The sequence below is a fragment of the Ruegeria sp. D3 genome, from assembly GCF_056534465.1.
The window spans coordinates 70,957-96,134 of sequence record NZ_JBQFPK010000005.1 but is presented as its reverse complement, the minus strand read 5'-3'; the positions used below and the strand labels follow the sequence as shown (position 1 = coordinate 96,134).

Annotated in this window: 26 protein-coding genes; 15 read left to right on the top strand and 11 right to left on the bottom strand. The window is 58.9% G+C overall.

What is annotated here, in order from left to right:
* Window positions 1–5: 5 nt before the first annotated feature.
* Together ACR0DX_RS09285 and ACR0DX_RS09280 are read right to left on the bottom strand one after the other, a co-directional pair.
* On the bottom strand, window positions 6–485 hold the full coding sequence (locus ACR0DX_RS09285) for a fasciclin domain-containing protein (protein ID WP_170354958.1): 480 nt from the start codon (window positions 483–485) through the stop codon (window positions 6–8).
* A gap of 171 nt (window positions 486–656) precedes the next feature.
* Window positions 657–1,196: an adenine phosphoribosyltransferase gene (locus ACR0DX_RS09280; protein WP_170354959.1), complete on the bottom strand. Its 540-nt coding sequence runs from the start codon at window positions 1,194–1,196 to the stop codon at window positions 657–659.
* Window positions 1,197–1,516: 320 nt separating this feature from the next.
* Here ACR0DX_RS09280 and ACR0DX_RS09275 point away from each other — a divergent pair, with 320 nt between their 5' ends.
* Window positions 1,517–1,690, top strand: a complete 174-nt coding sequence (locus ACR0DX_RS09275; RefSeq protein WP_170354960.1) for a hypothetical protein — start codon at window positions 1,517–1,519, stop codon at window positions 1,688–1,690.
* On the opposite strand, the gene ACR0DX_RS09270 is transcribed toward ACR0DX_RS09275, so the two are convergent.
* The gene (locus tag ACR0DX_RS09270) at window positions 1,687–2,316 is read right to left on the bottom strand and encodes a LysE family translocator (protein ID WP_170354961.1); all 630 of its coding nucleotides are present in this window, start codon (window positions 2,314–2,316) and stop codon (window positions 1,687–1,689) included. The genes ACR0DX_RS09275 and ACR0DX_RS09270 overlap by 4 nt on opposite strands.
* A gap of 52 nt (window positions 2,317–2,368) precedes the next feature.
* Complete coding sequence (locus ACR0DX_RS09265; protein WP_170354962.1) at window positions 2,369–3,373, bottom strand: DUF418 domain-containing protein; 1,005 nt, start codon at window positions 3,371–3,373, stop codon at window positions 2,369–2,371.
* A 247-nt stretch (window positions 3,374–3,620) separates the two neighbouring features.
* Between ACR0DX_RS09265 and ACR0DX_RS09260 the strand changes: the two genes are divergently transcribed.
* Window positions 3,621–4,481: an alpha/beta fold hydrolase gene (locus ACR0DX_RS09260; RefSeq protein WP_170354963.1), complete on the top strand. Its 861-nt coding sequence runs from the start codon at window positions 3,621–3,623 to the stop codon at window positions 4,479–4,481.
* Between the two features lie 6 nt (window positions 4,482–4,487).
* On the opposite strand, the gene ACR0DX_RS09255 is transcribed toward ACR0DX_RS09260, so the two are convergent.
* Window positions 4,488–5,360, bottom strand: a complete 873-nt coding sequence (locus tag ACR0DX_RS09255; RefSeq protein ID WP_480845910.1) for an S-methyl-5'-thioadenosine phosphorylase — start codon at window positions 5,358–5,360, stop codon at window positions 4,488–4,490.
* Between the two features lie 76 nt (window positions 5,361–5,436).
* Window positions 5,437–5,994 carry a hypothetical protein gene (locus ACR0DX_RS09250; protein ID WP_170354965.1) on the bottom strand — a complete coding sequence of 186 codons (558 nt, stop codon included), beginning with the start codon at window positions 5,992–5,994 and terminating at the stop codon, window positions 5,437–5,439.
* A gap of 162 nt (window positions 5,995–6,156) precedes the next feature.
* Here ACR0DX_RS09250 and ACR0DX_RS09245 point away from each other — a divergent pair, with 162 nt between their 5' ends.
* Complete coding sequence (locus ACR0DX_RS09245) at window positions 6,157–7,791, top strand: SulP family inorganic anion transporter (RefSeq protein WP_170354966.1); 1,635 nt, start codon at window positions 6,157–6,159, stop codon at window positions 7,789–7,791.
* A 133-nt stretch (window positions 7,792–7,924) separates the two neighbouring features.
* Here ACR0DX_RS09245 and ACR0DX_RS09240 read toward each other — a convergent pair whose 3' ends face one another.
* Window positions 7,925–8,530 (bottom strand): flavin reductase family protein, encoded by a 606-nt coding sequence (locus ACR0DX_RS09240; RefSeq protein WP_170354967.1) that lies wholly within the window; start codon window positions 8,528–8,530, stop codon window positions 7,925–7,927.
* A gap of 72 nt (window positions 8,531–8,602) precedes the next feature.
* Between ACR0DX_RS09240 and ACR0DX_RS09235 the strand changes: the two genes are divergently transcribed.
* From ACR0DX_RS09235 to ACR0DX_RS09220, 4 genes are all read left to right on the top strand, one after another.
* A complete protein-coding gene (locus ACR0DX_RS09235; protein ID WP_170354968.1) occupies window positions 8,603–9,097 on the top strand; it encodes a GNAT family N-acetyltransferase in 495 nt (164 codons plus the stop codon).
* 50 nt (window positions 9,098–9,147) lie between these two features.
* The gene (locus ACR0DX_RS09230) at window positions 9,148–9,891 is read left to right on the top strand and encodes an EcsC family protein (RefSeq protein ID WP_170354969.1); all 744 of its coding nucleotides are present in this window, start codon (window positions 9,148–9,150) and stop codon (window positions 9,889–9,891) included.
* A gap of 127 nt (window positions 9,892–10,018) precedes the next feature.
* Window positions 10,019–10,474, top strand: a complete 456-nt coding sequence (locus ACR0DX_RS09225) for a DUF1178 family protein (RefSeq protein ID WP_170354970.1) — start codon at window positions 10,019–10,021, stop codon at window positions 10,472–10,474.
* A 3-nt stretch (window positions 10,475–10,477) separates the two neighbouring features.
* A complete protein-coding gene (locus ACR0DX_RS09220; RefSeq protein ID WP_170354971.1) occupies window positions 10,478–11,116 on the top strand; it encodes an SDR family NAD(P)-dependent oxidoreductase in 639 nt (212 codons plus the stop codon).
* On the opposite strand, the gene ACR0DX_RS09215 is transcribed toward ACR0DX_RS09220, so the two are convergent.
* Entirely contained in the window at window positions 11,110–11,466 is a 357-nt protein-coding gene (locus ACR0DX_RS09215; RefSeq protein ID WP_170354972.1) for a hypothetical protein, read from the bottom strand. The genes ACR0DX_RS09220 and ACR0DX_RS09215 overlap by 7 nt on opposite strands.
* A gap of 165 nt (window positions 11,467–11,631) precedes the next feature.
* Here ACR0DX_RS09215 and ACR0DX_RS09210 point away from each other — a divergent pair, with 165 nt between their 5' ends.
* The 6 genes from ACR0DX_RS09210 (at window position 11,632) to ACR0DX_RS09185 (ending at window position 20,417) form a co-directional block, all read left to right on the top strand.
* On the top strand, window positions 11,632–12,870 hold the full coding sequence (locus ACR0DX_RS09210) for an aspartate kinase (protein WP_170354973.1): 1,239 nt from the start codon (window positions 11,632–11,634) through the stop codon (window positions 12,868–12,870).
* Window positions 12,871–12,916: 46 nt separating this feature from the next.
* Window positions 12,917–15,160 carry a phosphoenolpyruvate--protein phosphotransferase gene (gene ptsP / locus ACR0DX_RS09205; protein ID WP_170354974.1) on the top strand — a complete coding sequence of 748 codons (2,244 nt, stop codon included), beginning with the start codon at window positions 12,917–12,919 and terminating at the stop codon, window positions 15,158–15,160.
* 125 nt (window positions 15,161–15,285) lie between these two features.
* Entirely contained in the window at window positions 15,286–16,731 is a 1,446-nt protein-coding gene (gene zwf, locus ACR0DX_RS09200; protein ID WP_170354975.1) for a glucose-6-phosphate dehydrogenase, read from the top strand.
* A 2-nt stretch (window positions 16,732–16,733) separates the two neighbouring features.
* On the top strand, window positions 16,734–18,539 hold the full coding sequence (edd, locus tag ACR0DX_RS09195; RefSeq protein ID WP_480845903.1) for a phosphogluconate dehydratase: 1,806 nt from the start codon (window positions 16,734–16,736) through the stop codon (window positions 18,537–18,539).
* Between the two features lie 3 nt (window positions 18,540–18,542).
* Complete coding sequence (locus tag ACR0DX_RS09190) at window positions 18,543–19,175, top strand: bifunctional 4-hydroxy-2-oxoglutarate aldolase/2-dehydro-3-deoxy-phosphogluconate aldolase (protein WP_170354977.1); 633 nt, start codon at window positions 18,543–18,545, stop codon at window positions 19,173–19,175.
* Window positions 19,176–19,226: 51 nt separating this feature from the next.
* Window positions 19,227–20,417, top strand: coding sequence for an aminotransferase class V-fold PLP-dependent enzyme (locus tag ACR0DX_RS09185; RefSeq protein ID WP_170354978.1), 1,191 nt, complete (start codon window positions 19,227–19,229; stop codon window positions 20,415–20,417).
* A gap of 89 nt (window positions 20,418–20,506) precedes the next feature.
* Here the strand turns inward: ACR0DX_RS09185 and ACR0DX_RS09180 are convergent, their stop codons facing one another.
* Window positions 20,507–21,610, bottom strand: a complete 1,104-nt coding sequence (locus ACR0DX_RS09180; RefSeq protein ID WP_480845901.1) for a pyridoxal phosphate-dependent aminotransferase — start codon at window positions 21,608–21,610, stop codon at window positions 20,507–20,509.
* 93 nt (window positions 21,611–21,703) lie between these two features.
* Here ACR0DX_RS09180 and ACR0DX_RS09175 point away from each other — a divergent pair, with 93 nt between their 5' ends.
* Both ACR0DX_RS09175 and ACR0DX_RS09170 read left to right on the top strand, forming a co-directional pair.
* Complete coding sequence (locus tag ACR0DX_RS09175) at window positions 21,704–22,780, top strand: SMP-30/gluconolactonase/LRE family protein (protein ID WP_170354980.1); 1,077 nt, start codon at window positions 21,704–21,706, stop codon at window positions 22,778–22,780.
* A 58-nt stretch (window positions 22,781–22,838) separates the two neighbouring features.
* Window positions 22,839–23,621: a crotonase/enoyl-CoA hydratase family protein gene (locus ACR0DX_RS09170; RefSeq protein WP_170354981.1), complete on the top strand. Its 783-nt coding sequence runs from the start codon at window positions 22,839–22,841 to the stop codon at window positions 23,619–23,621.
* On the opposite strand, the gene ACR0DX_RS09165 is transcribed toward ACR0DX_RS09170, so the two are convergent.
* Together ACR0DX_RS09165 and ACR0DX_RS09160 are read right to left on the bottom strand one after the other, a co-directional pair.
* Window positions 23,622–23,954, bottom strand: a complete 333-nt coding sequence (locus ACR0DX_RS09165; RefSeq protein ID WP_170354982.1) for a DnaJ family domain-containing protein — start codon at window positions 23,952–23,954, stop codon at window positions 23,622–23,624.
* A 32-nt stretch (window positions 23,955–23,986) separates the two neighbouring features.
* Window positions 23,987–25,171 (bottom strand): benzoate/H(+) symporter BenE family transporter, encoded by a 1,185-nt coding sequence (locus tag ACR0DX_RS09160; protein ID WP_480845897.1) that lies wholly within the window; start codon window positions 25,169–25,171, stop codon window positions 23,987–23,989.
* Window positions 25,172–25,178 lie beyond the last annotated feature (7 nt).

Sequence of the window (25,178 nt, the reverse complement as noted above, 5' to 3'; positions counted from 1 at the left end):
CCGTTTTACGAGGCCGGCAGAATCACTTTGTCGATGACGTGGATAACGCCATTCGTTGTTTCGATATCTGCCTGAACGACAGACGCGTCGTTGACCATCACGCCATTGTCCAGATCAATCGTCACTTCGCCGCCTTGAACGGTTGCAGCCGTCATGTCATCGGACAGATCGCCCGACATCACCTTGCCCGGTACCACATGATAGGTCAGAACGGCGATCAACTGATCTTTATTCTCGGGCTTCAACAGCGTTTCGACAGTACCTTCGGGTAGTGCTGCGAAGGCTTCGTCGGTCGGGGCGAAGACAGTGAACGGGCCATCGCCTTTCAGCGTATCAACCAGCTCGGCGGCTTGAACGGCGGCGACCAGAGTTTCAAAGCTGCCCGCGCCGACAGCAGTGTCCACGATGTCTTTCTTGGCTCCGGCGAATGCAGCCGATGCGATCAGAGCGCCGGACACACCGGCAATAGCGAGTTTGCGAAACATGGTAACAGATTCCCTTGTTGGAATGCCGTCAGTGGCATCGACAAGGGGTACGGCGCCCAATCACAACAAGATCACTGAATATTTCGATAAATTGTTATTGAATATGCAGTGACCCGCGCTAAGCCGACGCGGGTTGGAATTTCCACTCACGTTTTTGTGATCGAAGGGCCTTCAAAGACCTTCGAATTCACACAAAACATGCACATCCATGTCCAGATCTTCCAGAACTTTGCGGCCGCCTAGCTCGGGCAGGTCGATGATGAACGAGCAGGACACGATCTCTCCGCCCAATCGTTCGATCAGTTTGATGCCAGCCGCTGCGGTGCCACCTGTGGCCAGCAAGTCATCCACGACAAGAATCTTCTCGCCGGGCTGGATCGCGTCATCGTGGATTTCGACGATGGCCTCACCATATTCCAGTTTGTAGTCTTGGCTGATCGTGGTGCCGGGCAGCTTTCCCTTCTTGCGGATTGGAACGAAGCCAACGCTAAGCTGATGAGCAATTGCGCCACCCAGAATAAAACCACGTGCCTCTAGGCCCACGACCTTGTCGATGCGTTCGCCCGCATAGGGATGCAGCATCTGATCAATTGCCATGCGAAACCCGCGCGGGTCTGCGAACAGGGTGGTCACATCGCGGAACATGATCCCTTCATGCGGGAAATCGACGATGGTGCGGATGTAATCCTTGACCGACTTGTTTCTGGACATGGCGGACCCCTTTGGCGTCAGAATACGCTGGGCTGTTTGGCCCATTGGGGTCAGTCATGCAAGGATTGATTGTGTGATCTTATTTGCGGCGTTTCAAAAGAACGTTCGGCAAACTCTTGTATCGGTACAGAGACGAAGGCAGCCACGACAAATGGGGTTTGCGCCAATTGCGTTGGTCTCGCAAAAGAAATGCCTGAGCAGCATGCAGATTCATTGCCATAATCCTTTTTTATTGTTAGGTGCTCGATAACTACAATTTCTATGCTATGTATATACATTGCATCGCAAAAAGAATCAAGGGTCTGTCAGGGATAGGGCGCGTGGCTAAGAAAGACGGTAAAGGTTCTACCAAGAAAAACAGTCAATTGGTTCTGCGTTTAGACAAAGACGAGCGTGATGCTTTCGTTGAGCTGTGCAAAGAATTGGATACCTCGGCCGCACGGGAAATCCGGCGGTTCATCCGCGGTTTCATGAAGGAAAACGCCGAGGATTAGGTCGGGCGTCGCAGGACTGCGGTCGCCACGCCCATTCCGATCAGGGTCAACCCTCCGAATTTTGTCATGGCATTCAGGACGCCTGCGCGTCCAATCATCATGCGCAACCTGTCAGCCATCAACGCATAGGCCAGAGCGTTCAGCCATGCGAGGCCGACAAATGTCGCGATTAAGATGGCGAATTGCGGGCCCAGGGGGTCTGTCGGACGAATGAACTGCGGGACAAATGCGATGAAGAACGCAATGGATTTCGGGTTCAGGGCCGTGACAGCCACAGCGTGCCCAAAGACACTGCGCGTTGTAACATCGCGACCGGTCTCTAACGTCTCTACGCCGCCCACGGGCGCGCTGCGTAAAAGCTTTACTCCAAGCCAGATCAGGTAAGCCGCGCCTACCCATTTCAGCACCGAAAACAAGGTTGCTGATGCCAGAACCAACGCCCCCAACCCAAGCAATGACGCTGTCATCGCGACCAGATCGCCTAAAGCGACCCCTGTGGCCGAGGCGACAGCGACGCTGCGCCCTTTGGACAACGCATAGCTGAGAACCAGCAGAACGGTTGGGCCGGGGATCAGCAGCAAAGCGGTCGAAGCAGCCACAAAGGCAAGCCAGAGATCAAGGGACATAGGGCATCCTGTTAAACGTTTTGCACCACAAAGCCTGTGCGCTGGCGTCAGGTCAAGCCCTCGAACGATCCGTCACGAAGCGCATCAAAGCTTCAAGCGGACCGCGATGGAAACGCCGACGCCAAACCAGTGCAAATCCGGAGGATGCGACACAGAATCCAACGCCATACCCTAAAATCTGAACCGCGCTCAGGGAACCGTTCAGCAATCCGGCTTCGTCCAGAATACCCATGCCAATCAGAATATGCGCCACATACAGCGTCAAGCTGATGCGTCCCGGTGCTGTCAGGGCTGCAGCAATTCCCAGTCGCTGAATGCGTGGCCAAAGCTTCAGCAGCAACCCGATTACGACGCAGGATGATCCGGTTCCTGCCAGGATATAGAACGGGCCGGGTGGTATCGACGCGGTCCCAAGATAAGGGTCCGAGACCAGTATCCTGGGAAACAGGGCCAACACTGCAGCTCCAAATCCCCTCATGATCAGGCGGTGTTGAATGCAGATCGTATGCAGTTGCGACCGCCCGATGGCCATGCCGATCAAAAGGAAAGCAGCCCATGGCAACACTGGGTGCCAGCCATTGAAAACAGCGTTGCGCAGAAAGCCGGGCAGGGTCCACAGGTCGGTGTAGGTCAGTGTGCTCCAATCCCAACCCCGATCATAATCGAAGATCAGGTGCGCCAGAGCAGATAGCCCAACGATTCCCAGTGCCCCAAGCCACAAGCCGCGTGGAGAGGATGCCAGAAATGCGGCTCCAATCAGGAAATACAACGCGTAGAAATGCAGGATATCGGCGTCAAACACCGTCAAGTTGATTAGGCCGAGCACAAACAGAAACGCCGCGCGTCGAAGCAACAAGCTGACCGAGAGCCGGGCCAACCCGATCCCAATGCCGGCCAAAATGACAAACAAGGCCGCCGCGCGCCCTTCTAATGCGTCTATAAAACCAGAGGCCCAATCCTGACCCGGAACGACCTGTGCTGCGATGCGGAAGTTCACCAACACCATGCCGCAATAGGCCAGAAACCTGGCTGCGTCCAAAGCCTCAAATCTTTGCATACTGCCCTCTGATGCGGTCTCGACTGCGGTTTGACACGCCATTGTGGCGCAACTGCGGCTTAAATTCCCAAGCGGGATAAACAAATCGCGAGCGCGGGCAACGGTTCATTTTGGGTTCGGTACACAAGAGGTGGCCTGCCCCACCGCCGCAGATAAAGATTGGATTAAACCCGCGAGTTGCGCCTTGAAACGTGGCACGTGATGCACGACCTCGGACGAAACCACGTGCTGCGCAAAGGAGTTGAAAATGGTGACCGAGACGACAGATACGAACGCGCGCACAAATTCTGCGCGGTCCGGGTTCGGGCGGCTGAAGCTGTGCCTTGTAGTGGCTTTTCTGTTGGTCGGAGTGGTCTATTCAGGCGTGCTTGGGTACATCTATTTCAACCAGCAATCATTGGTTTTCAAACCCGATGGTGAATTGCCGAAACCATCAGAAGTTGGGTTAGCGGACATGGAGGTTGTGTCTCTGCCCATGTCTGATGGCACTTTGCTCACAGCATGGTCAGCCCCTGCGGTGCGAGAAGGTGCGCCGACGGTACTGTTCTTTCATGGTCAGAGCGGGAACCTAAGCGACCGATCCGACAGGTTGCGCGAAATTCTCAACAGTGGGTTTGGCCTGTTCGCCCCAAGTTACCGTGGTTTTCCCGGCAGTGCCGGCGAACCTTCAGAGGAGGCGCTGATCGCGGATGCGATTTTGATGTATGACCGGCTAGAGGCCGATGGTGCCTCGGTCATTTTGCATGGTCAAAGCCTAGGGACAGGAATTGCAGCCGCCGTAGCAGCCGAACGCCCGAATGCCCGAATGCTGGTGCTTGAGGCTCCTTACACAGCGACAGTGGACATCGCGGCCGAGCGCTATCCTTTTCTGCCTGTCTCTGCCCTGATGAAGGACCAGTTTAGAACTCGGGACCTGATTGAGAGTGTTAAAGTGCCGACTCTGATCTTCCACGGAACTCTGGATGAGACCATTCCGGTTGCGCACGGTCAGGCTTTGGCCGCACTGGCAGGCGAGACCGTTCAGTTGTTCGTCATCCCGGGCGGAACGCATAACGACCTATGGTCACATGGCCTGTGGGATGAGGTGCAAACAGCCCTGTCGCGGTAGGCCGGATTACAATACCCGACCAGCCACAGCATCCAGTTTAGCCAGCAGGGCCGGGTCGCGTTTTTCAGGCGCGGTCAGGATCGCATATTCCAGCGCCCGGTCACAGCCATGAGGACAAGGCGCACGGTCCGGCCCAAGCAGATCGGGCAACCCCTTGACCAGTGCGCGCCCTTTCTCGGCATTCCCGGTCAGAGTTGCAATGATTGCGGTCACGTCGACTTCGCCATGGTCCGGGTGCCAACTGTCGTAGTCGGTGACCATCGCGATCGAGGCGTAACACAGCTCGGCCTCACGGGCGAGCTTGGCCTCGGGCATGTTGGTCATTCCGATCACGTCGCAGCCCCAGTGTTCGCGGTACATTTTGGATTCCGCCAGCGTCGAGAATTGCGGTCCCTCCATCGCCAGATAGGTTCCGCCCCGGCGGATGTTTATCCCTGCCGCCTTGCCAGCGGTTTCGCATGCATCCGACAGGCGGGGGCACGTCGGGTGGGCGACGCTGACATGGGCTACACAGCCAGTACCGAAAAAGCTTTTGTCGCGGGCAAAAGTCCGGTCGATGAATTGATCCACGATCACGAAATCACCCGGCGCCATATACTCGCGAAATGACCCGCAGGCCGAGACAGAGATGACATCGCTCACGCCCAGCCGTTTCAGCGCATCGATATTCGCGCGATATGGAACCTCGGTCGGGGAATGCACGTGGCCGCGCCCGTGGCGCGGCAGGAACGCCATCTCGACCCCGTTCAGTGATCCCGTCAGGATTTGATCTGACGGATCGCCCCATGGTGTTTCAACCGTACCCCATTCAGCGTTCTCTAGCCCGTCAATGTCGTAGATGCCTGATCCGCCGATAACCGCAATCTTGGTCTGGGTCACTTGTTCTCTCCGGGTTGTGGTGCCTGATCCGGGATTTGTGCGCCGCAGTTTTGGGTTTGACAAGGGTCAATACGAGTTACTGCAGCGTCAAAAGGTTACGGGTTTGCGCCTGCTGCTGAAAATCACTCCACGCTGCATCAAATTGCTGCAATGGCCATGTCAGGTCCTGCGCCTGTCCATGTCGGTCACGGAAAACAAAGCGATAAGCGTCTCCGTCCAACATGGCAGCGATGATCTCATCCGCGCCGCTTCCGTCGAAGGTGCAACCAAGGCCGGTAAGGCATCCAGGGCTGCGGGTGCGCCAGACAACGCCGTCGCTGCCGTCAATGCGGAAGCCGGACGGCCAGAACAAGGTGCCGGGTTCTATTCCGAATTCGACCTGAACTCCGGTCGGGGCAGGGGTAATAAAGACGTATTGTGCGCCGAATTTGGGGCGGTACGAGAAGACCTCGGCCCGGCGAATATAGCAGCGCTGCTTCAGCGCGCCGTATTCTTCACGTTCGTCGCAGATCGAGTTCCATACGCCGAACGATTCATAATGGGTCACGCGCCAATTGCTGGCCGTGTCATTGCCCCGCAGGTCCTGTGCGAACGCAGCCATCGGGGCTAGTAGGAAAAGGATCAACCATCGCATGGCCAATAAGTGCGTATCCGTGACGCCCGGTTCAACTCACGACTCTGCGATCGCTCGGTATGCGCTTTTTGCATAGCAGCCTCCCACCTGATGCGGTGGCTCCAAGGTTCGATGACGGGTAGAAAGCCCCTTTCGCGCGCGCACCAACCGACAGGACATCTTATGCCCCGAGCCATGCTGGCAAGCTTTGCCAACCGTATCGCCAAACCCGACCTGCGTTGGGTGCCGGATGAGGGGTTGACCGCCTCGCGCCTGCGGATCGAGCTATTGTCCGGCCTGACTGTGGCCCTTGCGCTGGTGCCCGAGGCTGTGGCCTTTGCCTTTGTTGCCGGGGTTCATCCGTTGGTGGGGTTGTACGCGGCTTTCATGGTCGGATTGATCACGGCGCTGATCGGGGGGCGTCCGGGTATGATCTCGGGCGCGACCGGGGCGCTTGCGGTGGTAATGGTGGCGCTGGTGGCAGAACATGGGGTCGAGTACCTGTTTGCGACCGTCGTTCTTATGGGAATTTTGCAGGTGATCGCAGGGGCGATGCATTGGGGGCGGTTCATCCGTCTGGTGCCTCATCCGGTGATGCTGGGCTTTGTGAACGGTCTGGCCATCGTGATCTTTCTGGCGCAGCTGGGCCAGTTCAAGGTGCCCGGCACCATGGAGAACACCGGCCATGGCATGGGCGGAGGTGAGTGGCTCTCGGGTCTGCAACTCTATACCATGCTGGGTCTGGTCGCGCTGACAATGGCGGTGATCTGGGTCATGCCGCGCATCACGCGGGTTGTTCCGGCCCCGCTGGCCGGGATTGTCGTCGTTGCCGCATTGGTAATCGGCTTTGGCCTGGACGTGCCGCGCGTCGGTGATCTGGCCTCGATCGAAGGTGGCCTGCCGCCCTTCCACATCCCGATGGTGCCGCTGACCTGGGAAACCTTTGAAATCATCCTGCCCTACGCCGTCATTCTGGCCGCCATCGGCCTGATTGAATCGCTGCTGACCCTGAATCTTGTGGGTGAGATAACGGGCAAACGAGGCGGTGCATCGCAGGAATGTATCGCGCAGGGCGTTTCCAACGTCGCAACCGGGTTCTTCGGTGGCATGGGCGGCTGTGCGATGATCGGCCAGTCGATGATCAACGTGAAATCAGGGGGGCGGACTCGCATCGCCGGGATCGCCGCTGCGCTATTCCTGCTTATCTTCATCCTTTTTGCCTCACCACTGATCGAACAGATTCCTCTGGCCGCTCTGGTCGGCGTGATGTTCATGGTGGTGATCGGCACCTTCGCTTGGAATTCGTTTAACATCATGCGAAAAGTGCCTCTGATGGACGCGTTCGTCATTGTGCTGGTGACGGTTGTGACGGTGATGGAGGACCTCGCAGTCGCAGTTGTCGTTGGCGTGATCGTCTCGGCGCTGGCTTACGCATGGAACAACGCAAAACGCATCCACGCGATTACACGTGACTCGGCGACCGAGAAAGGCGCCAAGGTATATGAAATCCAGGGCCCGCTGTTCTTCGGATCGTCCGACGGGTTTGTCGAACTCTTCGATGTCTCGAACGATCCTGAAACCGTCATTGTGGATTTCGCAGAAAGCCGCGTTGTCGATCAATCAGCACTTCAGGCCATCGAGAACATCGCCGGAAAATACGAAGCCGCAGGTAAACGGGTCATGTTGCGCCACCTGAGCCGCGATTGCCACAAACTGCTGAACAAGGCCGGCCATCTGATGGTCGATAGTGATGACGACCCGGATTATGAAATCGCGGTGGACTACTCAGTCCGCACCGGCATTCTGGGTGGCCACTGAGGCTTTAGCGTGGCTCTGCCTCGCGCTCCGGGGTTGTTACAGCCAGATGGATATAGGATCCCTAGCTTCATCTGGCTAAAAGTACCTCGGGGGAGACGCCCGCAGGGCGGCGGGGGCAGAGCCCCTTTTGCGATCAGTCATCGGGACGGTTGAGGGAAAACAGTTCCGTGACCACGGAGTAGTCACGGTACCCTAGCCGTGCCAGTGGCTGGAATGTGGTGACGTCGAATTTACCGTCTTTCAAACAGTCGTCTCTTAAATGCACGCCAGTTACTTCTCCGAAGACAACCCGGTTTGCTTCTCCGGGCAGCTTCACGATCTGGGTCAGCTTGCATTCAAGGGCGGCAGGCGCCCCCTGAATCCTGGCGCAAGGAATGGTTTCACACTCTATTGCAGTCAAACCTGCATGGTCGAATTCATCCACGTGTTTCGGCAATCCCGCAGAACTTGCGTTCATTGCATCCCGATGCGCATGCGCCACGACATTCACACAAAAAACACCTGTGGCTTCGATGTTGGCGATACTGTCTTTGCCACCTTCCTGATCTGGTTTCGTGCCCGTCGTGGCGAACATAACCTGCGGAGGAGTATATGCGACGCCGTTAAAAAACGAATACGGGGCCAGATTGTTCACTCCATCCATGTCGCGGGACGAGATCCAGCCGATCGGGCGTGGCGTGATGATGGCGTTGAAAGGGTTATGCGGCAGACCGTGGCCGTCTTCGGGGCGATAGAACATATGTACTCCAAGCGTTTGCCCAAGGCGTAACGAAGTGCTAGGGCGAATTCCAGCAAGGAAAAGAGGGCAGGGGTGCAGCAATTCGCGATCAAGCCGGAGGAACCGGACGATTGGTGGGAGGTCGAGGCTTTGTACGACCTGTGTTTCGCGCCGGGGCGCGAGGCATTGTCCTCGTACCGTTTGCGTGATGACGTGCCACCTGTTTCCGGGCTTTCATTGGTCGCACGGGATGGGCAAGGGATTTTGGCAGGAGCGATCCGGTTCTGGCCCGTGCATGTCGGGGGTCATGATGCCCTGCTTTTAGGGCCCGTCGCCGTGCACCCAACACACCAGGGCGAGGGTTTGGGCGGATTCCTCATTCACGAAGGCCTGCAAGCAGGGCGCGAAAAGGGGTGGCAGCGCGTTATGCTGGTTGGTGATGCGCCTTATTACGCAAGGTTCGGGTTCTCACGTTTGGAACACATCAAGATGCCGCCGCCAACCAACCCAGATAGGGTTTTGGGCGCGGAGCTGACTGAAGCGGCATGGTTTGGAGTCACGGGTTCGGTGACCCGATGGTCGCGCTGAGCTATTGAAAATCAGTCAACAAGTTCCGATGTTTCTGTCAGGAGGATTTCATGCAGGACATCGCTCTTGTAGAAAAACTGGATACAGAGGCCGAGTTGGATCGGCTTGCCGCGCATTACAAATATGCAGGGGGTGCTGGCGTCAAACTGCTCAACAGTCTTGGCGGTTCGGCTGAAACCTTGCTGGATCAGCTGCCAGACCCGGTCAGGCGGGGGCTGACAGGCGCGACTGAACAGGCACTATGGGCTGCTATGCACGCGGCAGAAGGTTCGCGCCGTGCGGTGCCGGATCAAAAGCCATGGGTAAACACAGCCGTGACCACAGTAATGGGCGCGGCAGGTGGGATAGGCGGTGTGTCTTCCGCATTGATGGAGCTGCCAGCGACCACAACAATGCTGCTTCGTGCGATACAGGGTGCCGCCGCGTATGAGGGGTTCAATCCTTCAGAGGACGGAGTGAAGTTCGATTGTGTTCGCGTTCTTTCGGCTGCCGGGCCACTTTCATACGATGACGGCGCCGATCTGGGCTTTTTCTCGGTCCGCCTGACTCTGACAGGGCCGGCCATGCAAAAGCTGATTGCTGCGGTCGCGCCGAAACTGTCGGTGGTTCTGGGGCAAAAGCTTGCGGCGCAATCTATTCCTGTCCTTGGGGCGTTGGCTGGCGGCGGGACGAACTTCGTGTACAGCCGGTATTACCAACAAATCGCCCGGGTCCATTTTGGCTTGCGCCGCCTTGCCGTTGACGCCGACATTCCTCATGATCAGCTTTTACGTAAGCTCTCTGCGCGAATGTAGGATATTGGACAGCGCATCGCTTAACCGTGAAGCGACAGCGGTGCCCATACGGTTACCTGCAGCCATAGAGGTATTGATATTGCGCTGATGGGCGGTATCTATTCCGCATCTGAAGTCTGGACTGATCATGATTCAATACGCGTTGAAATGCAGTAACGGTCACAGTTTTGACAGTTGGTTTCAATCGGCTGCAGCTTACGACAAGCTGGCAGCTGCAGGGATGGTGTGCTGTGCTGTTTGTGGTAACAGCGGGGTCGAAAAAGCGATTATGACGCCGCGTGTCCGGCCAGCCCGAACCATTGAGGCGCGCTCGGAACCCTCTGAACGTTCGGAAAAGTCGGTGGATATGGCGACGCCTACACCGGATGTTGAGCAGGCTCTTGCCGAACTACGTCGCAAGGTCGAAGAGAACTCGGATTATGTCGGCAAGGACTTTGCCAGTGAGGCCCGTAAAATTCATTTGGGTGATGCGCCCGAGCGGGCGATCTATGGCGAGGCCAAACCCGAAGAGGCAAAGGCCCTGATAGATGACGGCGTTCCGGTGGCGCCTTTGCCCTTTGTTCCAACGCGAAAGACCAACTGACCCATGCATATTATGATCACCGGAGCAGGCCGTGGAATCGGACGCACTCTGGCGGATCGTTATCGGGCGCAGGGGCATAGTGTGACCGGAACCGCTCGCGATGGCAGTGCCGAGATCGTTTTGGATGTCACAAAGCCTGACCAGCAGCGCGCGATGGCGTCACGGCTTAGAGACACTGCCGTCGATCTGCTGATCTGCAATGCAGGTGTCTATCTGGATAAGTCGGAAAGCATCGCGGGTTACCCAGCCGAAATGTGGGCCCAGACATTTGCGTCCAATGTGACCGGAGTATTTCTGACAGTTCAGGCGCTTTTACCCAATCTGCGCAAGGCCAAGGGGAAAATCGCCATCCTGTCTTCGCAGATGGCCTCGCACACGCGGGCGCCGGGTGGCAGCTATATTTACCGCTCTTCAAAGGCGGCTGTGTTGAATTTGGGTCGCAACCTGTCAACGGACCTTCGTCATGACGGCATTGCTGTCGGAATCTATCATCCGGGTTGGGTTCAGACAGATATGGGCGGGCCCGCAGCTGAGATTACCGTAGATCAGGCCGTGGATGGCCTGATGGCTCGGTTCAAAGACCTGTCTTTAGAAAATACGGGCTGCTTTGACACCTTTGACGGACAGGCCCATGCTTACTGAGCGGTCAGGGCAGCCGTCGGGATCTCATAAACTTCGCCGGGATCGACGAAGATCACCATGACATTGCCTTGCGTCTCATAGCTAAGGCGCGCGGCTGAATTTGTTGAATCCGGCACGCCATCGGTGAAATAGATGTTGCGGACTTCGCCGTTGCCCATTCCAACAGCCAGAGTGATTTGCCCATCGTCATGGCGGCGCAGCTCGGCATTGCAACTGCGCAGCGGTTCTCCGGCATTTGTTGCGCAAGGGACAGTTCCCAAAGCATTTTTCCCGTCTGTTCCTGCCAGTGTTGAAACCTGGGCCAGCGCTGGTGTGGACAATAGAGCAAAGACAAGAGCAAGACGGGGCATGTTGGATTTCCTGAAATAACGGATGAGAGCAAGCTGACACCGCTAGGAGCGGTTGTAAAGCGACCGTACGACGCGACCGAACAGGTTTTGAACACTTGCCCTTAACGCCCCCCTGACTTAAGACGCACGGGATCTGAATTCCAAGGCGCGGAGACGACTGCCCCCATGCCCTTACTCGTGATGAAATTCGGCGGCACATCCGTCGCCAACCTGGACCGTATCCGCCGTGCGGCCAAGCGTATCGGCGTTGAAGTGGCAAAAGGCTATGACGTAATCGTCATCGTCTCGGCCATGTCCGGCAAAACCAACGAGCTGGTGGGCTGGGTGAACGAAACCTCTCCGTTGTTCGATGCGCGCGAATATGATGCTGTTGTGTCCTCGGGCGAGAATGTGACCGCTGGTCTGATGGCGTTGACGCTGCAAGAAATGGATATCCCTGCGCGCAGTTGGCAGGGCTGGCAGGTGCCGCTGATGACCACCAGCGCCCACAGCCAGGCCCGAATTGAGGAAATCCCGACCGACAATCTGAATCAGAAGTTCGGCGAAGGCATGCGGGTTGCCGTGGTCGCCGGGTTCCAGGGCATCAGCCCCGAGGGTCGTATCACCACGCTGGGCCGCGGCGGTTCGGACACGACGGCGGTGGCCTTTGCCGCAGCTTTTGGTGCCGAGCGGTGCGACATCTATACGGATGTGGACGGCGTCTATACCACCGACCCGCGAATCTGTGAAAAGGCGCGCAAGCTGGACAAGATTTCGTTCGAGGAAATGCTCGAACTGGCCTCGCTGGGGGCCAAGGTTCTGCAGACCCGCTCGGTCGAGCTGGCGATGCGCTACAAGGTGAAACTGCGCGTTCTCTCAAGTTTCGAAGAACAATCCGACGAGGCCGGCACGCTGGTCGTCGATGAGGAGGATATCATGGAATCCAATGTTGTGGCCGGTGTGGCCTATTCCCGCGACGAAGCCAAGATGACCGTCGTGTCCGTGGCCGACCGCCCCGGCATCGCCTCGATCATCTTCACCGCGCTTAGCGATGAAGGCGTGAATGTGGACATGATCGTTCAGAACATCTCGGACGAGGGGCGCACGGACATGACCTTTTCCTGCCCCACCGATCAGGTGGCACGCGCTGAAAAAGCCCTGTTGGCGATCAAGGATGCTGGTGAGCTGAACTACGCCGAATTGGTCGCTGACGAAGACGTCTGTAAGGTTTCGGTGGTTGGCATCGGCATGCGGTCACAATCGGGTGTTGCAGCCAAGATGTTCAAAATTCTCTCGGATGAGGGGATCAACATTAAGGTCATCACAACTTCCGAGATCAAAATTTCCGTGCTTGTGGACAGGAAATACATGGAACTTGCGGTTCAGGCACTGCATGATGCCTTTGAATTGGACAAGGCGGCCTGAGCGTTTCAGCCAAGGGTCTTGCCTGACGCACTAATTTGGGTGGGCCATGGCGGACGGTACCGAAACAGAATCTCGTAAGCTGCTGGGGCGGCTGCGCGAAGAGATGGCGAGCGAGGCCGCCGGTCAGGAACGTCTTGACCGGATCACCAGCCTGATTGCGGATAGCATCAGGGCCGAGGTGTGCTCGATTTACCTGTTCCGCGATGAAGATACGCTTGAACTGTGCGCGACCGAGGGGCTGGCACCCGAAGCCGTTCACCAAACCCGGATGCGCATGGGCGAGGGGCTGGTTGGGCGGGTCGCCAAATCCGGCCAGATCGTCAATACGGCGGATGCACCTTCAGCCAAGGGCTTTCGGTATATGCCCGAGACGGGCGAGGAGCGGTTTTCGTCTTTCCTTGGTGTCCCGATTCAGCGCCTGGGCGAAAAGCTGGGCGTTTTGGTGGTTCAGTCGCGGGACGCGCGGGAATACTCAGCCGATGAGGTCTACGCGCTGGAAGTGGTGGCCATGGTTCTGGCCGAAATGGCCGAGCTTGGCGCCTTTGTGGGCGAAGGCGCGGCCTTGTCGCCCCGTCATCAGCAATCTGTACAGTTGACCGGAGGGCCGGCGCAGGAAGGATCTGCCGAGGGTCATGTCTGGTTGCATGAGCCTCGTGTCGTTGTCACCAACCCGATCGCCGAAGATCCACACCGCGAACGTGAACGCCTGATCGAAGCGGTGGATGAATTGCGGGTGGGCGTCGATAAGATGCTCGAGATTTCCAAGGATGGCGATACCGAGCAGTTGCAGGTTTTGGAAGCCTATCGGATGTTTGCCAATTCCAAAGGCTGGATGCGCCGGATGGAGGAAGACATCGCGCGTGGCCTCAGCGCCGAGGCCGCCGTGGAGAAAGAGCAGTCTCAGGCGCGCGCTCGCATGGGCCAAGTGACAGACCCTTATTTGCGCGAACGGCTGGCCGATCTGGATGACCTGTCGAACCGTCTGCTGCGTATTCTGACGGGGCAGGGCAATACCAATGGCGCAGATCTGCCCCCTGATCCTATCCTGATTGCGCGCAATATCGGCCCCGGCGATCTGTTGGAATATGGCCGGTCACTGAAGGGCATCGTGCTTGAGGAAGGCTCGGTCGGCAGTCACGCCACCATCGTCGCCCGCGCGCTGGCGATTCCGCTTGTGGTGCATGTGGGCCGCATCACGACCGAGGCGCTGAATGGGGATCATATCCTGGTCGACGGCGACAACGGCACCGTGCATCTGCGCCCCGAAGATACGGTGGTCTCGGCCTTCCGCGATAAGATCGCGATGCAGGCGAAGGCGCAGGAACGCTATGCCTCGATCCGCGAAACCCCGTGCGTGACCCGCGATGGTGAGCGGATCAATCTGGTGATGAACGCGGGACTGATGGCCGATTTGCCGTCGTTGAACAATTCCGGGGCCGAGGGTGTGGGCCTGTTCCGGACCGAGCTGCAATTCCTGATCCGCACGCAGATGCCCAAACGATCCGAATTAGTTACGCAATATCAGCGCGTGCTGGATGCGGCGGGCGAAAAGCGGGTCGTGTTCCGAACGTTGGATATCGGTTCGGACAAGGTGTTGCCCTATATGAAACACGTGGCCGAGCCCAATCCTGCGCTGGGTTGGCGCGCGATCCGAGTGGGGTTGGACAAGCGCGGCGTGATGCGCATGCAGTTGCAAGCGCTGCTGCGCGCCGCCAACGGCCGCCCGTTGTCGATCATGTTCCCCTTCGTTGCACAGGCGGATGAGTTCCGCGAAGCCCGTTGGGAGGTCAACAAAACCATCGAACGCGAAAAGCGTCTGGGTCACGTCCTGCCGGAAAAGATCGAAGTAGGGGCGATGCTGGAAACGCCTTCGTTGGCTTTTGCGCCGCAGAAATTTTTTGACGAGGTGGACTTCGTCTCGATCGGCGGCAACGACCTGAAACAGTTCTTCTTCGCCGCTGACCGCGAAAACGAGCTGGTGCGCCGCCGCTATGATACTCTGAACGTCAGTTTCCTCAGCTTCATCGAGCGTATCGTCGAGCGCTGCAATATCTCGAACACGCCACTTTCGTTTTGCGGCGAGGATGCCGGTCGCCCGGTCGAGGCTTTGTGCCTGGCCGCTATGGGCATCAGGTCTCTGTCGATGCGCCCGGCCTCGATTGGTCCGGTCAAAAGCGTGTTGTTGCGTGCCGATCTGCAATCGCTGCGCAAGATCATCGCTGATGCCCGGCACCGTGGTGAACAATCTGTGCGACCCGCAGTGATGGAATGGCTACGTAATCAGGGGTGATCGCAGCGCCGCAGGGGGCATAATTCAAATCTGATGTTGATTTTAACGCTGGTTTTGACTAGTTCCTCGGTAAATGTTAGCGATAACATGTCTGGCGATGCCATTGAATCTGAAGGAGGCCGTCGATGGTTTCACGCGTTATTCCCGTTAACCCCTTTGATCTGGTGCTTTTTGGCGCGACCGGGGATTTGGCGCAGCGCAAGATTCTGCCCGGACTTTATCATCGATTCGAGGTTGGCCAGATGCCGCCTGATGCACGGGTGATTGGTACAGCGCGGTCTGACATGGACAGTGACGGGTTCCGCGAGCAGCTTCGGGCGTCGATGCAGGAATTCGCACCCGGGTTCAAAAAGGATGTCCTGGATCGATTTTTGGCACAGGTCGAATATGTGCCGGTGGACGCGTTGGGTGATGCGGGGTGGTCGGATCTGGCCAAGACATTGCGCCCCGATGTGGTGCGCGCGTTCTACCTGTCCGTCGGGCCCAGCCTGTTTTCCGGGATTGCGCAACGCTTGAATGATCACGGACTTGCGACGCCGGACAGCCGTATCGTGGTCGAGAAGCCGTTTGGGCATGATTTGACCTCGGCCAAGGCGCTGAACGAAGGGTTGCGGGCTTGCTTTGAAGAGCATCAGATTTACCGGATCGATCACTATCTGGGCAAGGAAACCGTACAGAACCTGATGGCTTTGCGTTTCGCCAATTCCCTGTTCGAGCCGCTGTGGAATGCCACCCATGTCGACCACGTCCAGATCACCGTGGCCGAAACCGTGGGAGTCGAGGGGCGGGGGGCCTATTACGATCAGTCTGGTGCAATGCGGGACATGGTCCAGAACCATCTGGTTCAGTTGTTGTGTCTGACCGCGATGGAGCCACCCTCGAAATTTGCGCCCAACGCGGTGCGCGACGAGAAGGTCAAGGTGATTGAGGCGCTGGAACCGGTCGAGCCCAAAGACATCGCCCGCGGTCAGTACCGCGCCTCGGATGGTAAAAACGGCTATGTCGATCATGTGGGCGATCCGGCCAGCCGCACCGAAAGCTATATCGCACTGAAGGTTCATATTGGCAACTGGCGCTGGGCCGGCGTGCCGTTTTACCTGCGCACGGGCAAACGCCTGCGCGCGCGCGAATCCGAGATTGCGGTGTTCTTTCGCGACCCGCCGCATACGATTTTCCCGAATGTTGGCCCTCTGCACGGCAACGTGCTGGTGATCCGTCTGCAACCGGACGAAGGCATCACCCTGCGCACCACGATCAAAGACCCGGGTCCGGGTGGGTTCCGTCTGTCCGACGTGGCGCTGGACATGAGCTTTGCCGAGGCGCTGGGCGCGGATGCACGGGCGCAGGACGCCTATGAACGGCTTGTCATGGACGTCATTCGCGGCGACCAGACCCTGTTCATGCGTGGGGACGAGGCCGAGGCCGCCTGGGCTTGGGTTGATCCCATTATTCAGGGTTGGGAGGACCGCGGCGACCGGCCTGCACGCTACGATCAGGGCAGTTCCGGACCCGAAGAAGCCTTGATGCTAATGCATCGCGACGGGCGCCGTTGGCGTCAGATCGGAGGATAAACATGGTTCATTCTGTAATCACCGACGTCACCCAACGTATCATTGACCGCAGCGCCGATCTGCGCGGCTCTCACTTGGAACGGATGGAACAGGCCAAGTCCAAAGGCCCGGCCCGAGCGCACCTGTCCTGTAGCGGTCAAGCCCACGCCTACGCGGGCGCGGGCGAAGACCAACAATCAATGGCCACCGGAACAGCGGGCAATCTAGGGATCGTCACCGCTTACAATGACATGCTCTCGGCCCACCAGCCGTTCGAGCGTTACCCGGCCCTGATCCGCGATGCGATCCGCGCAGCGGGTGGTACGGCGCAGGTCGCGGGCGGCGTTCCCGCCATGTGCGATGGCGTCACGCAGGGTGAGGCGGGGATGGAGCTGTCGCTGTTCTCGCGCGATGTGATTGCGCTGGCCACCGGCGTGGCACTCAGCCACAACACCTATGACGCTGCTGTTTTCCTGGGCGTCTGCGACAAGATCGTCCCCGGCCTGATCATCGGGGCGCAGGCGTTTGGCCATCTTCCCGCTGTTTTCCTGCCCGCAGGTCCCATGACCAGCGGTCTGCCGAATGATGAAAAGGCCAAGGTTCGCCAAAAATTCGCGACCGGAGAAGTCGGCCGCGACGAACTGATGAAAGCCGAAATGGCCGCCTATCACGGCCCCGGCACCTGCACCTTTTATGGCACCGCAAACACCAATCAGATGCTGATGGAGTTCATGGGCCTGCACCTGCCGGGCTCTAGCTTCGTCAATCCCAACACACCCCTGCGCGATGCGCTGACCGAGGAAGGCGCGCGCCGCGCCCTGTCTCTCAGCGCTCTGGGCAATCACTATACGCCCGTATACCAGATCCTCGACGAACGCGCTTTTGTGAACGGGATCGTAGGCCTGATGGCCACAGGGGGTTCTACCAACCTGCTGATCCACCTGATCGCCATGGCCCGCGCGGGCGGGATCGTGCTGGACTGGCAGGATTTCTCTGACATTTCCGCAGTGTTGCCTTTGGTCGCGCGGGTCTATCCCAACGGTTTGGCTGATGTGAACCATTTTCACGCCGCAGGCGGGCTTGGCTATTGCATCGGCACATTGTTGGACGCCGGCCTGCTGCACCCCGATACGCTGACGGTCGCGGGTCAGGGGCTGCACAATTACACCAAAGAACCCAAGCTGAAAGATGGCGAGTTGGTCTGGGAAGAAGGCGCGGGCCAAAGTCTGAACGAAAAAATTCTCCGCCCGGCCAGCGACCCGTTCCAACCCACCGGTGGCCTGTCACGCCTGACGGGCAACCTGGGAACGGGCGTCATGAAAGTCTCGGCTGTCGCGCCTGAACATCAGGTGGTCGAGGCCCCGGTACGCGTGTTCCACGACCAAGACGCGGTCAAAGCCGCGTTCAAGGCTGGAGAGTTCACTGGCGATGTCATCGTAGTCGTCCGCTTTCAAGGGCCAAAGGCCAACGGAATGCCCGAACTGCATTCTCTGACGCCCATGCTGTCGATCCTGCAGGGCCGAGGCCACAAGGTCGCGCTGGTCACCGATGGCCGCATGTCGGGCGCATCCGGCAAGGTCCCCGCTGCGATCCATGTGGTTCCCGAGGCGCTGGACGGTGGTCCCATTGCCTGCCTGCAAGACGGCGATATCCTGCGCGTTGATGCGGTAAAAGGCGATTTGGAAATCCTGACGCCCGGCGTGTTGGATCGCCCGCCCGCCACCGCCGACCTCAGCGCCAATCAGCACGGCGTCGGGCGTGACCTGTTCGGCGCTTTCCGCCAGAATGTCGGGTCCGCCGATACCGGCGCCAGCATTTTCGGAGTGTAAATCATGTCCAAAACCCAACGCACCCGCGAGATTTGCGCGCTGGCTCCAATCGTGCCGGTTCTGGTCGTGGATGACGCGGCTCAGGCGCGGCCGCTGGCCGAGGCGCTGGTCGCAGGTGGCCTCCCCGCGCTTGAGGTCACATTGCGCACCCCCTCGGCGCTCAGTGCGATCCGCGCCATGGCGCAGGTGCCGGGCGGTGTGGTCGGCGCAGGCACGCTGATCACTCCCGAAGACGTCCGCGCCGCGAAAGAGGCAGGTGCTCAATTCGGTGTCTCACCGGGCGCTACCGATGCTTTGATCGCAGCGTGTGAGGCCGAGGGCTTGCCGTTACTACCCGGTGCTGCCACTGCCTCCGAGGCGATGCGTCTGCTGGAACAGGGCTACGACATGCTTAAATTCTTCCCGGCCGAAGCGTCCGGGGGCGCCCCGGCGATCAAGGCTATTGGCGCGCCCCTTCCGCAAATCACATTCTGCCCAACAGGTGGCGTGTCTCCGTCAAATGCACGCGATTACCTGTCCTTGTCGAATGTTGCCTGCGCAGGCGGTAGCTGGGTCGCGCCCAAACAAATGGTCATGGATGGCGACTGGACTGGCATCGAAAAACTTGCACGTGAAGCGTCGCAGCTGATGGATTGACGCCGCGCCGGACGTCACTAAATTGGGCGTCAATTCAGACAGGTTGACCCCATGACAAACCACATCTCTCTCGCGCAGGGGCGCGAGTATCTGGCCATTCCTGGCCCCTCAGTAATGCCCGACGCAGTGTTGCAAGCAATGCATCGGCCTTCGCCCAATATCTATGATGGCGAACTGATCGAGATGATGCCCGCCCTGACCGCCGACCTTAAACGTGTGGCCCGAACCGACCACCATGTGGCGATTTACATCGCCAACGGTCACGGCACGTGGGAGGCAGCCTTGTCCAACGTGATCGCCCCCGGCGAAACGGTGCTGGCCCCTGCGTCGGGCCGGTTCACCTATGGCTGGGCGGAGATGGCCGAAGGGATCGGGGCCACGGCGCAATTAATCAATTTTGGTACATCCTCGGCGTGGGACTTCGACCTAATTGCCGAGGCCCTGCGCGGCGACAAAGCGCATGAGATCAAGGCCGTACTGGCGGTGCATGTGGACACGTCCAGCTCGATCCGCAATGATATCCCGGCTCTGCGGGCCCTTTTGGATGACCTGAACCACCCGGCGCTGCTGATGGCAGATTGCATCGCCTCGCTAGGCTGCGACCGGTTCGAGATGGACGCCTGGGGCGTCGATGTCATGGTCACCGCCTGCCAAAAAGGGCTGATGACTCCGGCTGGCATCGGTTTTGTCTATTTCAATGAAAAAGCCGCTGCCAAACGCGCCACAATGCCCCGCGTTTCACAATATTGGGACTGGATACCCCGCACGCAGCCCGAACTGTTCTACCAGTATTTCAATGGCACCGCGCCGACGCATCATTTGTATGGGCTGAGGGCTGCACTCGACCTGATCCACGCCGAAGGGATCGAACATGTCTGGGCCCGCCACGAACGTCTCGCCACAGCTATTTGGGCGGCCTGCGAGACATGGGCCGATGGTGGAGCCCTCCACCTCAACGTCGCCGACCGTACCGACCGCAGCCATGCCGTCACCGCGCTGCGCCTGACCGACGGGCAGGGAACCCCGCTACGCCGCTTCACCGAAACCCAACTTGGCCTCACCCTTGGAATCGGGTTGGGGATGGAGGATTGGGACGGCTGTTTCCGCCTTGGCCATATGGGTCACGTAAATGGCCAAATGGTGATGGCGATGCTTGGCGGGATGGAAACGGCCATGGCAGCCCTCAACATACCTCGCGGCACAGGCGCGCTGGAGGCCGCTGCCGCGATTCTGGCTGCCTGAACAGAGGATTCGCTCTTCATCTGGCCAAAAATATCTTCGGGGGGAATCGCGCATCGGCGCGATGGGGGCAGACTGCCCCCCCTATGCGATCAGCCGCCTCGCGCTACGGCCAATGCCTCTGGCAGCGCGGCTGCAAACAAATCCAGATCAGAAACCGCGCCACAGCTGACCCGAATGCAACGATTCTGGGGCGCCACAAACGGCATCCGAACAAAAATACCCCGAGCGACCAGCGCCTCCAGCACAGCTTTGGAAAAAGCCCCATCCCGGCCACAATCGATTGCCACGAAATTCGTGGCCGAGGGCAAGGCTTCCAACCCATTGTCCCGCGCGATCTGTCCAATCCGATCGCGCGCGTCGGTGATCTTCGCCTGAACCCGCTCCAACCATTCGGCATCCTGCAGTGCCGCCAGCGCACCGGCTTGCGCCGCGCGATTCATCCCGAAATGGTTGCGAACCTTGTTGAACGCCGAAATTAAACCGGGTGCAGCAATCGCATATCCCACCCGCGCACCCGCCATGCCATAGACTTTGGAAAACGTGCGCATTCGGATCACCCTAGGATCACCGGCATCAATCGGCGCAGCAGTACCTTCTGGCGCGCATTCTACGTAGGCTTCATCCAGTACCAATAAGCATCCTGCGGGAAGTTTCTCCATTGCAGAAACGATGTCTGCGCCCATGTGCCAACTGCCCATTGGGTTGTCTGGATTGGCCAAGTAAACCAACTTGGCGTCAACCTCTGCCGCCTTAGCAAACAACGCGTCAAGGTCTTCATGGTCACCACGATAGGGTACCTTGTGAAGGATCCCTCCGAACCCGGCCACGTGATAGTTAAAAGTCGGATACGCCCCGTCTGAGGTCACCACTGCATCGCCGTGACTAACGAACAAGCGCACAAGATATCCAAGAAGACCGTCAATTCCTTCGCCCACGACGATATTCTCAGGCGCGACGCCGTGATGGTCGGCCAAGGCGTTACGCAGATCATAGTTCTCGGGATCGCCATACATCCAGATGCCGGTGTCGGCCATCGCTTCGATCGCCCGTGGTGAGGGGCCGAAAACGCTTTCATTCGCACCTAATCGGGCCACAAATGGTGCGCCCTGCTGCCGCTCCTGCGTTTCGGGGCCGACGAACGGCACTGTGGCAGGCAAAGACAGGGCAAGAGGAGTGTATCGAGGTTGGGTCATGTGGGCAGATAAACGTAAGGTCACCCTTCAGGCAAGCTTGTGTTCCAAACCGTCGCCGCGCAGTCTGCTTGCAAGGCAGCGGGAGGAACATTCATGCGCATCGTATTCGGCCTGATTCTGATCGGGCTTGCCTATCTGGTATTCTGGCCGGTTGATGTTGATCCCGTTGCATGGGAGCCCCCAAAAGCCCCGGAATTTTCCGGCGAATTCGCGGAAAATAACGCGCTGGACAAGCTGGAGCTGATCAACCTGCCCGAAGATGCAGAAGGCCCTGAAGACCTTGCAATCACGGCAGATGGGGCGATCTACACGACTGCGTTGTCCGGTGCGCTGTACCGCATTGATGGAAACACGCCTGAAAAAGTGGATGATCTTGGCGGTCGCCCGCTGGGGCTGAAGGCCGGACCGGATGGGGCGCTTTACATTGCCGACAGTTTCCGTGGCCTGATGCGCTGGACCGCCCCCGGTACGCTGGAAACGCTGGTTTTCGATATTGCGGGTGCGCCGGTGGTTTATGCCAATCAGCTGGATGTGGCGCGGGACGGCACGGTCTATTTCTCGAATTCTTCCGATCGGTTCGACCCCGAGACAATGGGCGGCACCAAGCCAACCTCGGTACTGACCATCTGGGAGCAGTCGGATACAGGCTATGTGGCCCGACGCAATCCTGACGGCAGCACCGAGAAAGTGGCTGAGGGGTTTGTCTATACCAACGGGGTCGCCCTGTCCCCGGACGAAGACTTTCTGCTGATCGCCGAAACCGGTCGCGCGCGCGTCCACAAGCTGTGGCTACAGGGTCCGAAATCTGGCCAGCGCGAGGTTCTGTTGGATAACCTGCCGGGCTATCCGGACAATATCGAAGCGCAGGGCGACGGGACCTACTGGATGGCGTTCGCCAGTCCGCGCGTGCCAACCGAGGCGCTTATGCCTTATCCATTTCTGCGCAAGGTGATCTGGCGACTTGGGCCAAAGGTAAGGCCGGCACCGATTCACAGGGGAATGCTGATTCAGTTCGACGGCGAAGGAAACATCCTTCAGAACCTGCAAGATCCGGGCGGACGGCTGGGTATCACGACCGGTGGCCGGGTCGTGGGGGACGATTTTTATGTCATGACGCTGGATTCGCCGTGGTTTGGTCGGATGTCTGCGTCAGAGCTGCCCCCACGTTGATCTGGAACTTGACGATCCTTCGGGGCATTGTTGTGCAAACCTGAATTGAGAGGCTCGCATGTCACGCGTATCCGTCGAATACAAAGATCATATCGCCCACGTCACGCTGACACGCGGCGACAAGATGAACGCGTTGGATGATGCGATGATCAAAGCCATTCTGAACGCGGGTCAGGAAGTGGCCGCCTCGGACGCGAGGGCGGTAGTCCTGTCGGGTGAAGGCAAAAGCTTTTGCGCCGGGTTGGACATGGCAAGTTTTGCCAAGATGGCGCATATGGATCCGTCGGAATGGTTGATGACACGCAGCCATGAAGACGCGAATGAGATGCAGGAACTCGCTTTGATCTGGCGGCGTTTGCCTATGCCGGTGATCTGTGCGGTCCAGGGCGTGGCCTATGGTGGTGGTTTGCAGATCGCGCTGGGCGCAGATATTCGGATCGCCCATCCCGACACCAAACTGGCGGTGATGGAGATGAAATGGGGCATTATTCCCGACATGGGGGGGATGGTGTTGCTGCCCAAACTGGTGCGTACGGATGTGCTGCGCCTGCTGACCTATACTGCGCGACCCATCGGCGCGGCGCAGGCGGAGGAATGGGGACTGGTAACCAAGCTTTCAGATGACCCGCTGACCGAAGCGATTGCGCTGGCTGAAAACATCGCCGGGCAAAGCCCCTCAGCCGTGCGCGCCGCAAAGCGCCTGATCGACTTGGCCGAAACTCAACCGCGTGCCGAGGTGCTTTTGGCCGAATCCTCAGAACAGGTGGAGTTGATCGGCAAGCCCGAGCAGATGGAGGTCATCGCAGCCCAGATGCAAGGCCGCAAGCCGGTCTTCAAGTGATCACCGCATGAAGGTGCGTCGCGCATCTCGGGCCATGTTATAGCGCATTTCCAGATCTGCGATGCGCGCCATCGCCCGCTTGCGGGCATTCGGATCGGTCAGCTTGGCATAGTTCTTGCGGGCGGTATCGAGGTCTTTCTTGATCGCAAACTCTTGGGGCAGAACACCCGCCTGTGCCATAATCCTGTGACCAGCTGCGATGGCTGGATCGCACTGCGCCTCGGACGAACGATCAGGCAGAGGTTTGCCTTCCCCTTTAAGGCCCTTCAATTGCCCTTCGGCTTGCGCCTTCCTGATCTGGCGTTCAATGAGATTTCCAAACGACCCAAACATGGGCTGATTATAGGTCAGAGTAAGGCTAAGCGCTAGCGGGTGCGGTTCGACACCAGATAGGCGAGCCCCCCGGCCAGCAAGCCCCAAACCGCTGCCCCCAGACTAAAGACCGAGATACCCGAGGCCGTGATCGCAAAGGTCAGAATAGCGGCCTCGCGCTCGGCCGGAACCTCCAGTGCGGCGGCGGTGGCGTTGGCCAGCACTCCGATCAGCGCAATTCCGGTCAGGGTGCCCATGAGCAGCGGATCAGCGTGTAAGGCAAAGCCGGTTATGGCCACAGCGAACACGCCGAAGATGCAATAGAACATGCCCGCCATCACTGCCGACCAATAGCGTTGGGCAGGGTCGGGGTGACTGTCCTCGTTCGAACACATTGCAGCGGTGATCGCAGCCAGACAGGTGGCCGGAGCGCCAAACGGCGCCGACAGGATGCTGGACGCGCCAACGGACGAAAACAACCGACCCGATGCGGGGTCATAGCCAAAGCTGCGCATCACCGCGATACCGGGGATGTTCTGGGTGGCCATAGTGACGATGAAAAGCGGGACGCCGATTCCGATGACCGAGGCCAACGAGACTGTGGGCATCGTCCACACCGGGGCCGACACCCATTGCGCTGGCGCTACCGATGCCTCACCCGCGTTCAAGATGACCATGATCGCTGCGGCCACCACAGCTGCGGGCACGGCAAACAGGCGGTTGATCCGACCGGCGATGAACCATGTCAGGATCACGGGCAGCGCCTGCCAGGGCAACTCGACAGCGGCTTTGAACGGGACGATACACAACGGCAGCAACACGCCGCCCAGCATCGCCTGCGCCAGTGTTGTGGGGATCGCGGCGGCGAGCCGGCCCAAGGGTCTCCAAAGTCCGGCCAGTACCGTCAATGCACCTGCACACAGGAAGGCCCCCGTGGCCTCGGCAAATCCGGCGGTGGGCATGGCGGATACGGCCAGCAGCGCAGCGCCCGGCGTGGACCAGGCTACGCTGATCGGCTGCCGGTACCACAGGCTTAACCCGATTGCCGTCAGCCCCATCGCAATCGCCGCCATCATTAAACCGGACGCGGATTGCGCGGCCGATGCCCCTATCGCGGCCAGCCCTTGCAGCACGATTGGGAAGGAACTGAAAAAGCCGACAATCGCGACGACCAACCCGGTCGAGACGGTCTGAAGCGGAGGGGCTGCGCGTGTCATCTGGGCCTCGGGCGTTGTCATGTGCCAG

What these genes read in the sequence shown, in the direction of transcription:
- ACR0DX_RS09285 (WP_170354958.1), bottom strand. Translation starts at nt 485, where the DNA reads ATGTTTCGCAAACTCGCTATTGCCGGTGTGTCCGGCGCTCTGATCGCA.
- ACR0DX_RS09280 (WP_170354959.1), bottom strand. Translation starts at nt 1,196, where the DNA reads ATGTCCAGAAACAAGTCGGTCAAGGATTACATCCGCACCATCGTCGAT.
- ACR0DX_RS09270 (WP_170354961.1), bottom strand. Translation starts at nt 2,316, where the DNA reads ATGTCCCTTGATCTCTGGCTTGCCTTTGTGGCTGCTTCGACCGCTTTG.
- ACR0DX_RS09265 (WP_170354962.1), bottom strand. Translation starts at nt 3,373, where the DNA reads ATGCAAAGATTTGAGGCTTTGGACGCAGCCAGGTTTCTGGCCTATTGC.
- ACR0DX_RS09260 (WP_170354963.1), top strand. Translation starts at nt 3,621, where the DNA reads ATGGTGACCGAGACGACAGATACGAACGCGCGCACAAATTCTGCGCGG.
- ACR0DX_RS09250 (WP_170354965.1), bottom strand. Translation starts at nt 5,994, where the DNA reads ATGCGATGGTTGATCCTTTTCCTACTAGCCCCGATGGCTGCGTTCGCA.
- ACR0DX_RS09245 (WP_170354966.1), top strand. Translation starts at nt 6,157, where the DNA reads ATGCCCCGAGCCATGCTGGCAAGCTTTGCCAACCGTATCGCCAAACCC.
- ACR0DX_RS09240 (WP_170354967.1), bottom strand. Translation starts at nt 8,530, where the DNA reads ATGTTCTATCGCCCCGAAGACGGCCACGGTCTGCCGCATAACCCTTTC.
- ACR0DX_RS09230 (WP_170354969.1), top strand. Translation starts at nt 9,148, where the DNA reads ATGCAGGACATCGCTCTTGTAGAAAAACTGGATACAGAGGCCGAGTTG.
- ACR0DX_RS09225 (WP_170354970.1), top strand. Translation starts at nt 10,019, where the DNA reads ATGATTCAATACGCGTTGAAATGCAGTAACGGTCACAGTTTTGACAGT.
- ACR0DX_RS09220 (WP_170354971.1), top strand. Translation starts at nt 10,478, where the DNA reads ATGCATATTATGATCACCGGAGCAGGCCGTGGAATCGGACGCACTCTG.
- ACR0DX_RS09215 (WP_170354972.1), bottom strand. Translation starts at nt 11,466, where the DNA reads ATGCCCCGTCTTGCTCTTGTCTTTGCTCTATTGTCCACACCAGCGCTG.
- ACR0DX_RS09210 (WP_170354973.1), top strand. Translation starts at nt 11,632, where the DNA reads ATGCCCTTACTCGTGATGAAATTCGGCGGCACATCCGTCGCCAACCTG.
- ptsP (WP_170354974.1), top strand. Translation starts at nt 12,917, where the DNA reads ATGGCGGACGGTACCGAAACAGAATCTCGTAAGCTGCTGGGGCGGCTG.
- zwf (WP_170354975.1), top strand. Translation starts at nt 15,286, where the DNA reads ATGGTTTCACGCGTTATTCCCGTTAACCCCTTTGATCTGGTGCTTTTT.
- edd (WP_480845903.1), top strand. Translation starts at nt 16,734, where the DNA reads ATGGTTCATTCTGTAATCACCGACGTCACCCAACGTATCATTGACCGC.
- ACR0DX_RS09190 (WP_170354977.1), top strand. Translation starts at nt 18,543, where the DNA reads ATGTCCAAAACCCAACGCACCCGCGAGATTTGCGCGCTGGCTCCAATC.
- ACR0DX_RS09185 (WP_170354978.1), top strand. Translation starts at nt 19,227, where the DNA reads ATGACAAACCACATCTCTCTCGCGCAGGGGCGCGAGTATCTGGCCATT.
- ACR0DX_RS09180 (WP_480845901.1), bottom strand. Translation starts at nt 21,610, where the DNA reads ATGACCCAACCTCGATACACTCCTCTTGCCCTGTCTTTGCCTGCCACA.
- ACR0DX_RS09175 (WP_170354980.1), top strand. Translation starts at nt 21,704, where the DNA reads ATGCGCATCGTATTCGGCCTGATTCTGATCGGGCTTGCCTATCTGGTA.
- ACR0DX_RS09170 (WP_170354981.1), top strand. Translation starts at nt 22,839, where the DNA reads ATGTCACGCGTATCCGTCGAATACAAAGATCATATCGCCCACGTCACG.
- ACR0DX_RS09165 (WP_170354982.1), bottom strand. Translation starts at nt 23,954, where the DNA reads ATGTTTGGGTCGTTTGGAAATCTCATTGAACGCCAGATCAGGAAGGCG.
- ACR0DX_RS09160 (WP_480845897.1), bottom strand. Translation starts at nt 25,171, where the DNA reads ATGACAACGCCCGAGGCCCAGATGACACGCGCAGCCCCTCCGCTTCAG.